Source organism: uncultured Croceicoccus sp., from assembly GCF_947496385.1.
Taxonomy (GTDB): domain Bacteria; phylum Pseudomonadota; class Alphaproteobacteria; order Sphingomonadales; family Sphingomonadaceae; genus Croceicoccus.
On record NZ_CANMCP010000002.1, the window covers coordinates 74,210 to 87,274 of the forward strand.

A 13,065-nucleotide genomic window follows, 5' to 3' on the forward strand; every position below is an offset into this window, starting at 1 on the left:
AATTTCGAATATGCGCTTAACGAAAGATATTGTCCCCACCTCGGCCGCCGGCGGGGTGGCGCTTCGCTTTGCCCTTGTCGCGCTGTGCTATTTCGTTCTGGCCATGGCCGCGTTGCAACTTGCGCCGCCGGCGGGCCATTCGATTGTTATCTGGCCCGCCTCGGGTGTGGCGATCGGGGCTCTGGTCATCCTTGGCTATCGCATGGCGGGCGCGGTGTTTCTGGGCGCGCTGGCGAGCGGGCTCTATTTCTTCAAACGCGGATTTCTGCCCTCCGCCGAACTTGCCCTGCTGGCGGCTATTCTTACTGCTGCGGGATCGACGGCACAGGCTGCGGTGGGTGCATTCCTCATCCGCCGGCAGGTCGGTTTCCCGATACAGCTTGGCGGCGGGCGCGATGCGCTGCGGCTGATGATCCTTGCCGCGCCGGTGACGTGCCTTGTCGGGACCGTCTTCGGCGTCGCGGCGATGGTTGCGACAGGCTATCTGAATGCGTCCGATCTCCTCTCCGTGTCGCTGCGCTGGTGGATGGGGAGCATGGTCGGCGTGCTGATCGTTCTGCCGCTGTTTCTTTTGGCTCCGTGGATGCGCAACAAGGTGTTCTGGCGCAAAAAGCCGCTTGATCCGTTTCCGGCGCTTCCGTTCATGGCGGTCATTCTGATGCTTATGGCGACGCTCGTCGGCTGGCACATGGTCACGCAAAACTGCCATCAACGGGTGCAGGCAACGTTCGACGGACTGGTGAACGACAATGCACAGGCGCTGACCAACCGTGTGGAATCCTATGGACAGGCACTAGACAGCGCCGCCGGGCTTTTCGAGATTTCCGACGAGATAACACCGGGCGAATGGCGTACCTATGTGCTCGGTCTCGTGTCGGGCGGAACATTGCCCGGCATAACCGGGCTCGGCATTATCGAGCCTGTCGCCGATGATCGTATCGCGGCATTCGTCGCGCAGAAGAGAGAGGCCGGCCTGCAAGGCTTCGACGTTCACCCGGTCGACGATCACGGCGAAAATCTCGTCATTTCGCTTGCCGAACCGATCGAGACGAATGCCAAGGCGATCGGCTTCAATATCGCGTCGGAAGAGCACCGCCGACAGGCCGCGCTACAGGCTCGCGATACGGGCGAGGCGGTGATTTCCGATCGCATCACGCTCGTGCAGGACGCAAGCGAGAGCGTCGGTTTTCTGCTGCTCCATCCCGTTTACAGGCCCGGAATGCCCACCGAAACGGTCGCGCAACGACGCGCGGCACTTCGCGAATGGATATACGCGCCCTTCATCGCGCCCCGTTTCATGCATGGGCTATCGGCGAGCCAGAACGAATTTTTCGACGTCACGATCTACGACGGAAAGCGACCGGACGCCGCCCGGATTCTCTACACCAATGTCGACGATGACATGGCGGGGCGTCCGCCGATGTTCACGCGGCAAAAGACGATCCGGGTCATGGGCCGCGACTGGACCATCGTCTGGCGCAGCACGAACGCCTTCGAAAAGCGGATGAGCACGTACGAAGCGTATCTGGTCTTGCTGGGCGGGCTGCTGCTTACGCTCGTCTTCGCGGCCGTCCTGCTGGCCGGGCTTCGCCGCGAGGCGGAGGTCCGGGCCGAAGTGGACAGTCGCACCGCCCAGTTGCGCGCCACCGTGACCGCTCTGCGCGACAGCGAGCGGGAATTCGCCAATCTCACCGGCCTGTCGCCCGCCGGCATATTCCGCACCGATCCGTTCGGGTTCTGCACCTATGTCAACAAGGCGTGGCTGCGCACGACGGGGCTCACGGCGTCGCGTGCGCTCGGGGCGGGGTGGATCGATGCGGTCCATCCCGATGACAAGGCGCATTTCAAGAAAGTCTGGCTCGATGCGATCCATCATTCAAAGCAGCTGAGGACCGAGGTTCGCTTCTACAAGCCCGGTTTTCCGCCCTTCTGGGTCGATCTGATCGCTGCGCCCAACCGCGACGAGGATGGCAACACGCTCGGTTTCATCGGGGTGGCCATCGACGTGTCGGAACAGAAACGTGCATCCGACGCGCTGAAGGAGAGCGAGCAGCGGTTTCAATCGCTTTCGGATCTTTCGCCTGCCGCCATTTTCCGGACCGCCCCGGACGGTATGTTCACCTATGTGAACGCGGTCTGGTCGCGCATGACCGGGATGGATGCGCGCGACACGTTCGGGCTTGGCTGGACCAGGGCGATCCATCCCGACGACGTGACGCTGCTCATGAAACGCTGGTTCGACGCCGCGGCGAAGCGTGTTGCCCACCGGCATGAATTCCGGCTGCGCAATCGGAGGGACGGCACGGTCTTCCGGGTCGATGCCATCGCCACGCCCGAATGGGACGAAAGCGGCGAGTTTCGCGGATATATCTGTGTCGCCATGGACATTACCGAACGGGCGCAATTCGAAAAGGACCTGGCCGAACGCGACGAACAGCTTTCCCTTCTCGCGCAGAACGCGACCGATGCGGTGTTCCGCATCGGGCTCGACGGCGTTTGCATCTACGCATCGCCCTCGACGCGCGACGTGCTCGGCGTTCCGCCCGAACTGCTTATCGGCAAGAATGCGCACAGCCACATTCATCCCGAAGACGAGGAGATGATGCGCAGCGCCTGGAGAGATCTGATCAGCGGCGCAAGGGACAGGAACATCCTCGCCTACCGCTCCCGCATTCCCGAAATCGACGCAGATTATCGCTGGCTTGAGGCGAATGTCGCACTGATCCGCGATGCCGCGACCGGGGAGGCGCGCGAGGTTTCGGCATCGATCCGCGATGTCGAGGATCGCAAGCAGCTGGAATTCGACCTGATCGCGGCACGCCGCCGCGCCGAGGCGGCCGCCGCCGCAAAGGCCACCTTCCTCGCCAATATGAGCCATGAGATCCGCACGCCGATGAACGGCGTCGTCGGCTTCACCGAAATGCTTCTCGACAGCGACCTGACCCCCGATCAGCGTGACAAGGCCCGGCTTATCGCGGATTCCGGGCGGGCGATGATGCAGATTCTCAACGACATTCTCGACATTTCGAAGATCGACGCAGGACAGATGACGATCGAGCGTCAGAGCTTCGACCTGCGCGAGACGGTCGGCGCCAGCATGCGCGTGCTAGAGGCCACCGCCCGGCAGAAACAGCTCGAATTCACGCTCGATGTCGCGGATGACGTACCGCAAACCGTTCTTGGCGATGCGCTCCGCCTGCGTCAGGTCGTGACCAATCTGATTGGCAATGCGATCAAGTTCACGAGCAGCGGTTATGTGCGGACCGATGTCACGCGCAGCACCCACGAAGGGCGCGACTGCCTCGTGATCGCGGTGCGGGATTCGGGGATCGGCATTGCCGAGGACAGGCTCGAAACCATCTTCCGCGAATTCAGCCAGGCCGACGAATCCACCGCGCGCCTGTACGGCGGCACCGGCCTCGGGCTTACGATCAGCAGCGAGCTCGCCCGCATGATGGACGGCAATCTTCACGTGGAGAGCACGCCGGGCGAGGGTTCGACCTTCACGCTCACCATTCCGGTGGAGCTGACGCGCGAGGCGGTCACCGCCGAGGAGGAAACCGACGATCCGGAATGGCCCGGCTTTGCCAGCCCGCCCCGCGTGCTCATCGCCGAGGATCACGACATCAACCAGGTGCTGATCCTGTCGATGGCGGACAAGTTGAACCTTGACGCCGATATTGCCGAAAACGGCGAGGAAGCCGTCCGAATGGCAAAGGAGGCCAAGCACTTCGGCGACCCCTACGCGCTTGTGCTGATGGATATGCAGATGCCGGTCATGGACGGATTGCAGGCGGCACGGACATTGCGGGCCGAAGGGTTCGACGCACGCGAACTGCCCATTATTGCGCAGACGGCCAATGCCTATCGGGAGGACGTCGAACGCTGTCTTGCCGCAGGGATGCAGGATCATGTGGCGAAACCCATTCGCCTTGACCTGCTCAAGAAGAAGATTGCGCGCTGGATCAATCGCGATCTGGTCGTTGTGACACCGCCTGCGCCGCCCCCTCCCGTCGCGAAGAACAGCGCCGCAAGCCCGGTGGAAGTACGCTATCTTGCGCTTCGCCGCGAAACCCTGGATGCCGTGCATGCCATCAACCCCGACCATGCCGATGACGACGCGGTCAATGGTATCATCCGCCTTCTGCATCAGCTTGCCGGGGTGGCGGGCGCATTTGGTGAGGATAGCCTAGGCGAAGAAGCGCGACGGCAGCAGGCCGCCCTCAAGGAAAGCACCGGCGATGCCCGGCCTGCCGCGCTTGCACGGGCAAAAGGTGCCTTTGTGCAGATCCTGAATGCGAGCACGCGTTGACCGGCCCGCGCCGTGCGAGGATACGCCCCGAGGACGCGCGATGCCAGCGGCGACAACCACGAAAATGGACCAATTCGTCCTTTCGTTTATCGCCTGTGTCCCGGATAGCTGACGGCCATGTCCCTTTCCCTGCGCGGCCTTGCCTTTGCTCTCCCCATCGTGGCGCTTGTCGTCGGGGTCATGACCTGGTTCGCCTATACTTCCACCGTGGCCGACTATCGTGACAATCGCCTTGCCGAGCTGGTGACGTCCAATGCGTCGGTTCATGACAGCCTGCGCCGCGAGATGCAGACCATCGCCGATGCACAGCGCCAGGCCGCAACGATCATGGCGCGCCGGGTCGAAGCAGGGCCGCAAACGCGGTTCGAAAGCATCTTCGAAGAGGCATCGGACGGGGCCTACCATACGCGCGCCGATCTCTGGTCGGGACGCGAGGTCGAAGGCGGCATCGTCATCGAAGGACTCGGCGGTTTTGCGCCGCCCAATGTGTCCACCGAAGCGCGGCGGACTGTGCTGCCCGCCGCGTTCGAAACCATCGTGCAGATGGTCGGCGGGCTGCCGCACACGCTGGAAAGCCTCTACTTTTTCGCACCGAACAACGAGCTGCTTATCTACGCGCCGGAACGCTCCGACAAGCTCGGCTTCTATCGCAGCGCACCGGCGGATTTCGATTTCCAGGATCTCGAATTCACGCGCATCACCACGCCGCGCAACAACCCGGTGGGCGAAATGCGCTGCACGAGCCTGCAAAATCCCGCCTATGACGACACCGGCCGGCTTTGGACGACCGGCTGCATGCTGCCCTTCCGTCCCGATGGCCGGCACATGGGCGCATGGGGCATCAGCATCCCGCTGGAGGCGATGACGGGCGGGTTGCGCCCCCCGCCCCCGGGCGCGCGGACGGTCATCCTCGGCCGCGAGGGGAAGCTGGTCCACGATTCCGCAATGATCGAGGACGAAGCGCGCAGATCGTCGGCCAATATCGACCTTTCTGTTTCGACGGACGCACGGCTTCGCAATCTCGCGCTTTTGAACATGCGGGGCGAGCTGCCGGACGATGGTTATGTTCGCCCGCTCGATGCGTATGTGTCCGTTCATCGGTTGGAATCGCCGGACTGGACCATTGTCACCATGCTTCCGCAGTCTGAACTCAATGCGCGCGGCTGGGCGATCGCATGGCGCGTCATCGTGGTTTCCGCGTCTGGAACCGTCATACTTGCGCTGATGCTCGCCGCGATATTCGACCGCTTCGTGGCCGCGCGGATAACGCGGCTTGCCCGCCGGGCGGAGAACATTTCCGCGACTGACGACACGCCGGAAACGGACACGCGCGCCAACGAAATCGACCGCCTCGAACAGGCGTTCGACACCATGGAACAACGGATCGAGGAAGATCGGTTGCGCGGACGCCGGTCTTTCGACACGCTGATCGATGCGGCGCAAGGCTATGCCATGGTGCTGTTCGATACCGATGGCACGGTTTTGCGCGCCAATCGCGGCGCGATCGCGCTGCTGGGTGAGGAGGGCATTCAGAACCTTGCCCCCTTGCGCGCATTGGAAAATGACGAGGCGCCGCCGACCCGGCTGGTCGAGCGTCCGCATCGCGGTGGTGGCAATCTCTGGCTCGAGGAGAGCTTTCTGCCGCTGCGTGACGACAACGGCGTTTTGTTCGGTGCCGCGTATATCGCCCATGACCTTACGGATCAGCGGACAAGGCAGCGCGAAATCGAGCAGAACCTGCTCTTCCTGGAACTTGCTCAGACCAATGCGCGCATCGGGCACTTCATGCTCGATCCGGGAACCATGCGCGTGTCGCTTTCGCGCTGGATCCGCGACCGTATCGGCATCACGGGCGATTTTATCCCGCTCGGGGAACTGATCAACGTGTTCGATGCCGATAGCCAGAGCGCAACCATCGCGACGATACGCGACGCCTTGGGCAAGACGGGGCCTTTCAAGTTCGAGACACAGGCGCGCGCTGCGGACGGGACGAAGATCGATGTCCTGGTCAAAGGAACGGCCGTTTCGGAAAAGCACGGCAAGTCGGAACGAATTACCGGCTATTACGGCATAGTTCAGGACGTTACGCGCGAAAAGGCGGCACAAGCCGAAATTCTGTCCGCACGCGATGCCGCACGGGCCGAAGCGGACGCGCGCAGCGACCTCCTCGCAGTCGTATCCCATGAAATCCGGACGCCGATTTCCGGAATTTTCGGGCTTATCGATCACGTCCGTCGGGAGCGTTCGCCCGACGAACGCAATCGCATTCTCACGCTTATCAAGGACTCGGCGGAGGCATTGATGAGCACGCTCGACAACACGTTGCAGGGCATGCGAGCCGAACGTCAGGGCAGCGCAGGCGAGATCGAGAATTTCCGCCCGGCCGATCTGGTCGGACGGGTTGCGGAATTGTTTCGCCCGCTCGCCCGGCGCAAGGGCCTCATGATCGAGATGGACGCCGACAAGGGAACCGTCGCGGGCCGCCCCGCATATATTCAGCAGATCCTGGCGAATTTCATTTCCAACGCGGTAAAGTTCACGCCGTCGGGCCGCATATCCATCCGGGCGATGGCGCCACGCGATCCCTCTGCCGCTGGAGACGAGGCGCTATGGACCTTTAGCGTGACCGACACAGGGGGCGGCATCGCGCCCGAGCGCCTGAGCCGCCTGTTCGATCCTTTTGCGGGGAGCAGCGCCGACACGCTTGGCCGGCGGTCGGGTTCCGGCCTCGGCCTTTCGATCACGCGAAAGCTCGCGGAGGAAATGGGCGGCAGCGTTTCGGCCAGCAGCGAGATGGGCGAGGGAACCTGCATGACGTTGCGGCTGCCGCTGCCCGCTGCGGAAACGGAAACGGCGCAAGCGCGGATCTGCGGTACGATCGCCATCGAGCTGAGCAGTGCGACGCTGGCCATCCAGGTGGAGGCGATTGCCGCCGCGCATGGTTTCCTGCCCCCTGCCGGCGATGCGCGGGCCGCTTCCGATATTCTGGTCACGGACCGGATGCCGGGCGCGGCAGACGATGCACGGCGGATCGTGGTGGTGGGTGAACGCGCCCCCGGGGTGAAGAAAACCGCCCGCTTCGTGCCCGGCCCGCGGGAATTGCTCGACATCTTGCCCGAGGTGCTGAAGGCTTCCGCCGATGCGTAGAATGGACGAACTCCCCGCCGAACAGCGCGCCGAAATCCTGGCGCGCAGGCTGGAGCGGAGCGAGCGAGCGCTTCGCGAGACGGAGAACGCACTCGAAGAGCGGATGAAAGCGCTCGACCGCGCCAATCGCGGGCTGCGCCTTCGCGAAACCGAACTTGCGCACAATCTCGCGATCGAAAGCGCGCTTCTGCTGGGCGCGTTGGCGACGGCAAAGATGGTCACCATCTATGGGGAGCGTGCCCGCGGATTCAGTTTTTCGGACGGCGCGGCCGCGCTGCTCGGCCTGCCCGATCATGCCGAAGTGACGATGCAGACGCTGCTTGATGTGATCCATCCGCTCGACCGGGCGCGTATCGCGAACGCCGGGCGGGAATTCTTCGCTGAACGCGAACCGGGTGTCGCGCATGCGTATCAGCATCGCATCGTGCGCCGGGCCAATGGCGAGATACGGTGGCTGAGCTGGTCGATCCGGCGCGAACGCTCGACCCGCATCCGTCCTGCCTATGTCCTCGGCGCCGTGCGCGAGATTACCGAGGAGCGACGCAATCGCCGCCAGGTGCGCGCCTTGCAGCTTCGCGCGGAACGGCGCGTTGCCGAGCTGAACCGGTTGCAGGCGGAATTGGCCAAGGCAAAGGACAAGACGGACCGCACCCTCGCCCGCAGACAGCAGTTCATCACCGAAATGGCGCATGCGATCCGCACTCCGATGGGGGGGCTCACCGGAGGGGTGGAACTGCTCGGCCTGAAGCTTGCGCAAGGGGATCCCGATCTTGCCGTCGTCCGGCAATCGCTCGGCGAACTCGACGAAATCGCGTCACGCCTTCTCGAAAATGCGGGGACCGACGTTGAACACGCCGCCGATCTCACGCCCAAACCGCTGCCGACACCGATCGATGCTGTTTCTCGGGGGGAGGATATGCAGGAAACCCCTCGCGTGCTTCTTGCCGAGGACACCGAAAGCAATCGTTACGTCATCGAGCGCATGCTCGAGGAGATGGGATGCGATGTGCAGACGGTGGAAAACGGCGCCGCCGCGGTCGATGCCGTTCGCAGAGGCGAGTTCGACGTGATCCTGATGGACGTCATGATGCCGATCATGAGCGGAGAGCAGGCGACGCAGGCCATTCGCAACCTTCCCGGACCGGCCGCGCGCACCCCCGTCATCGGGATTACCGCGCACAGCCTGCAGGAGGAGCGCGAACGATTGCTGTCGTCGGGCATGACCGCGTGCATGGCAAAACCCGTCCGCCGTGAGGCGCTGGAAAGCGCGATCCGCACAGCGATGCTGGGCGGAGGCGAGGCGGCGGGGGAGCAGGCCCGCTTCGACCATCAACTGCTTCGCCACACGTTCGAACAATTGCCGGGCGCCTATCGTTCACGCATGCGCGATGCCGCGAAAAAGGACATCACACGCTATGCGAAGGACGCCCTTGCCGCGATTGCGGCCGGCGACGACGCCGCATTGTCGCGGGCGGCCCATTCGCTGAACGGGGTGGCGCTGAACGTGGGGGCGGTGGGCATCGTCGAGGAACTGGCCCATTATCGCGAAGCGGCCGGCAAAATTTCGCCCGAACGCTTTCGCGCGGAGGTCGCCGCGTGCCTTCTGGCATTCGACGACCTCTACGAAGCGTTGATCGATAGCGTCTAGCATGCGCCCCGCCCGCCGATCACGGCCGGCACCGTCGCGGCGAGCAGGCGCATGTCGGTCATGAAGGACCGCTTGCGCAGATAGGCACGGTCCATGATGGCCTGACGCTCGAACGGGATCAGCGCGCGCCCCTTGACCTGCCAGGTGCAGGTGATGCCGGGCGCCCCGTGCAGCCGCTCGATCTGATGACCGCGGTAGGCGGCGACCTCATTAGCGAGCGCGGGGCGCGGACCCACGATCGACATCGACCCGGTCAGGACGTTGATAAGCTGCGGCAATTCGTCGATCGAATAGCGGCGCAGGACGCGCCCGGCGGCCGTGATGCGCGGATCGTTCGTCATCTTGAAGCAAGTGCCCTGACGGTCCGAACGTGCCAGCAGTTCGGCACGACGCGCCTCGGCATCCGTGTACATCGACCGGAACTTGAGCATGGTGAACGGTTTTCCTGCGCGGCCGATCCGCGTCTGGCGAAAGAAGACCGGACCGCGATCCTCCATCCACACGGCGAGCGCAGCGACGAGGAAGATCGGCAATAGCATCAAGAGCGCGCACACCGCGACGACGATGTCGCTTGCCCGTTTTGCCATTTCGGAGGCAGCCCGGTCGAGCCCGCGCAGCTTCGCCGCCTCCAGCGCCGTATGCGCGAGGAACACGCCATTGCCAACAAGATAGCGCCCGGCCATCCGGCGCGGTTCCATCGCCAGGCGCCACGCCCATTCCCCGCGGCATGCCCGGATCATCGCCGGCGCCCGGGTAATGCGGCCCGAATAATAATCGAACAAGCCACCGACACCAAGCACGACCGGAACGTCCAGCCGATCCCGATTGCGCGCGATCCACGTTTCCTGAAGCGGAACGCCGAACCCGACGAACAGCATGCGCGCACCGGACCGGTTGATCCGCTCGATCAGAGCGTCTTCGTCATCGCGATCTAAATATCCGTTTTGCGTGCCGGAAATGCGCAGAGCCGGCCATTCGGCGCATGCCCAGGCGGCGGCATCCTCCGCGACGCCCTCCTGCCCGCCGAGCAGGAAAATGCCGACGCCGGCCTTCGCGGCGCGTTCGCACAACATCGGGAAAAGATCGGTTCCGTTGAGGTTTTCGATCCGGGGCTGTTTGAATGCCTTGCTCGCGATTTCCATGCCGGCACCATCGGGCAGCAGGATGTCGCTGCCATGCAGGGCCGCGCGATAGGTCCGGTCCTTCTTCATCGTATTGACGCAGTGGGCATTGATGAAATTGATCGTATGCCGCGTCGCCGACCGGGCGAGCGCCACGATATGATCGGCCGTGTCCTCGCGGCTGGCATTCGCGATCGGAAGGCCGAACATATCGCGGGTTTCGAACGGGCTTGCGGGTGTAAAACGCGCCGCCGGGGCCGGGAAGGGAACGGTGGCGGTGCGAAAGGCGGAAGCGGGGATATGTTTCATGGTCAGGCTCCTTTGACGAACGATGCCAACCGTTCCGCAAAGCCTGTGCCATTCACGCTAAGTCGCTGTTTTCATTCGCATTAAAGAGCACCACTCCCATTCTGCGGCACCGGCCGCCTGCCCCGTTTTCGCATATTGCAATGGTTTGTCCGCCGTTTGCGACGATCGAGTGTCGCAAATTGCGAAAAGCCGTGATCGCGGTCAGTAGCCTTCCCGAAAAAGCCTGGAAATCCGCCATTGGCACGGATTGTGAATAGAAAGGGCCAGACCGCAATTCGAGGATACGATGAACCCTACCCCCGCCTTTGCTCATACCGGACGTCTGATGGCGCTGATGCGTGCGCCCCTCGTCCAGGGGCTGGTCGCCTTCGCCTCGGCACAGGCGGCAACGAGGGTCGTTCGCCTCGCCGCCCTGCTGGTCGTCGCGCGGGCCGTATCGCCCGAGACGATCGGGGCCGCCGCTCTCGCGCTCAGCCTGTTCGAACTCGTCCGCGTCCTGGCCGATGCCGGCATCGGGCAGCGGTTGATCGTGGCCGATGACGATGCGCTTCCCGCGCTGTGCCGGACGGCGTATCGGCTGTTCTGGGTCGTGTGCCTCGGCACCGCGATGGTGCAGCTCATCGTCGCGGCGGTCCTCGCCGCCGCGTTCGACATGGCCGAACCGGCGGCGATGCTGGCCGTGCTCTCGCTCGTCTATATCGCGATGCCGCCGGGCCTGGTTCAGATTTTCCTGACCATGCGCGCCAATCGCATGGGGGCATGCGCCCGCATCGCCGCGACGCAGAACATGGCCGACTGCGCGATGACGCTGGCCCTCGTCGTCGTTTGGCCGAGTGCATGGGCGATCGTTCTGCCAAAGCTGCTGGCAGCGCCGGTCTGGACCGTTCTCGCCCGCCGCTCGACCGCGTGGGAACCCGCCGCGGTGGCGCCGGCACCCGTTCGCGAATTCGCGCTCTTCGGGCCGGCCATCCTCGGCACCGAAATCTTCAATGCGCTGCGCATCCACGGGGACAAGCTGATCGTGAGCGCGCTGCTGGGCACCGAAATGCTCGGCCTCTATTTCTTCGCTTTCAATGCCGGGCTCGGCATCACGCAAAGCTTCGTCGCGGCGTGCAACATCGTCGTCTTCCCCCACCTCGCCAAGGCAGGTCAGGACGGCGGCCTGCGCGAATATCGCAAGGCGTTTGCAACCGGCCTTGCAATGCTGATCCCGGTCGTCGCGGCGCAGGCCCTGCTCGCCCCGGTCTATGTTCCCGTCGTCTTCGGGGCGAACTGGAGCGAGGCCGCGCCGCTCGTCTCGCTGCTTGCCTGCGCTGCGCTGCCGCTTCTCGCCGGTTCGCTGGTGGGTGCGAAAATGCGCGTCGCCGGCCGCCCGCAGGCCGAAGCCATGCTGACCGGCACGGCGACGCTTGCCGCGCTCGCCGGACTTTCCATCGGGGCGGGCACGGGGCTGGCCGGCGCGTGCATCGGCTTTGGCCTGGGTCTCGGCACCGTCCTTCTTCCCGCCGCGGCGATCAGCCTGCTGCCGCGCCGCTCTGCCGCCTTTTCCTTCACCGCTTGTTTCAAAGGAGTCACGTCATGACCGCCCCCTTCTTCTCCGTCGTGATCGCCGCGTTCAATGCCGAACGCACCATCGCCGAAGCGATCGACAGCGTGCTCGCCCAGACAGAGCAGGATTTCGAGCTCATCGTCATCGACGACGGTTCCACGGACCGCACCTTGCTGGCCGCGATGAAGCGGGCCGAAACCGATGAGCGGATCAAGCTCATTTCGCGGAACAATTCGGGCGTTTCGGCGGCGCGCAATTGCGGGGTCGACAATGCCCGTGGACGGATGCTCGCCTTTCTCGACGCCGACGATGTTTGGCACCCGGAAAAGCTCGAGGCGCACCGCCGCCTGCACGAAGCCGACAGCACGCTTGCCGCAAGTTTCGCCCGCATCGCGTTCTGCCCCGACACCACGCAAACATTGCGCCCCGGTCGCACGGTTTCGGCGGTCAGCGGGCAGGATTGCACGCTGAACGATGTCGTGATCGAAAATGCGGTCTGTACCATGTCGAACCTCGTCATCAGCCACGCCGCGTTCGCGATGATCGGCCGGTTCGATGAAACCATGCGCTATGTCGAGGATCAGGACCTGCTCGCCCGGCTCGTCGGAGGTGGCTACCGCCTGCGCGGGATCGATGAAACGCTGGTCTATTACCGGCTCAGCGAAAACGGGCTGAGCTGCGACTTTTCCGCCATGTTCGATGCCTGGCACGGGCTGGCCGCGCGCTGGGCCGATCAGATCGATCTGCGGCGGGGCGAGGCGCTTTATTGCCGCTATCTCGCGCGCCGCACCCTGCGTGCCGGCGGCACTGCGCGGCGCGCCCGGCGCTTTGTCGAACGGGGGCTTCGCTGCGATCCGCGTGCGTTCATGTCCGGCGGAATGCGCGGTGCGCTGACCGCTGCGGGCGCCGTGCTGGGCGGCGTCGTGCCGCTGGGCGCCCGCGCCAAGATCTTCGCCTGATTCACTCTTTCCAAGAAAGG

At 64.1% G+C, this 13,065-nt stretch carries 6 protein-coding genes; 5 read left to right on the forward strand and 1 reads right to left on the reverse strand.

What is annotated here, in order from left to right; genetic code table 11:
- Window positions 1–10 precede the first annotated feature (10 nt).
- From Q0897_RS04040 to Q0897_RS04050, 3 genes are all read left to right on the forward strand, one after another.
- A complete protein-coding gene (locus Q0897_RS04040; RefSeq protein ID WP_299307706.1) occupies window positions 11–4,312 on the forward strand; it encodes a PAS domain S-box protein in 4,302 nt (1,433 codons plus the stop codon).
- Between the two features lie 117 nt (window positions 4,313–4,429).
- Complete coding sequence (locus Q0897_RS04045) at window positions 4,430–7,459, forward strand: ATP-binding protein (RefSeq protein ID WP_299307708.1); 3,030 nt, start codon at window positions 4,430–4,432, stop codon at window positions 7,457–7,459.
- Window positions 7,452–9,107 carry a response regulator gene (locus Q0897_RS04050; protein WP_299307710.1) on the forward strand — a complete coding sequence of 552 codons (1,656 nt, stop codon included), beginning with the start codon at window positions 7,452–7,454 and terminating at the stop codon, window positions 9,105–9,107. The genes Q0897_RS04045 and Q0897_RS04050 overlap by 8 nt, the downstream gene beginning before the upstream one ends.
- Here Q0897_RS04050 and Q0897_RS04055 read toward each other — a convergent pair.
- A complete protein-coding gene (locus Q0897_RS04055) occupies window positions 9,104–10,537 on the reverse strand; it encodes a WecB/TagA/CpsF family glycosyltransferase (protein ID WP_299307711.1) in 1,434 nt (477 codons plus the stop codon). The two genes, Q0897_RS04050 and Q0897_RS04055, sit on opposite strands and share 4 nt — an antisense overlap.
- A gap of 325 nt (window positions 10,538–10,862) precedes the next feature.
- On the opposite strand from Q0897_RS04055, the gene Q0897_RS04060 reads away from it, so the two are divergent.
- Both Q0897_RS04060 and Q0897_RS04065 read left to right on the forward strand, forming a co-directional pair.
- Window positions 10,863–12,119 (forward strand): oligosaccharide flippase family protein, encoded by a 1,257-nt coding sequence (locus Q0897_RS04060; RefSeq protein WP_299307713.1) that lies wholly within the window; start codon window positions 10,863–10,865, stop codon window positions 12,117–12,119.
- Complete coding sequence (locus Q0897_RS04065) at window positions 12,116–13,045, forward strand: glycosyltransferase family A protein (protein ID WP_299307715.1); 930 nt, start codon at window positions 12,116–12,118, stop codon at window positions 13,043–13,045. Before Q0897_RS04060 ends, Q0897_RS04065 begins: the two co-directional genes overlap by 4 nt.
- Window positions 13,046–13,065 lie beyond the last annotated feature (20 nt).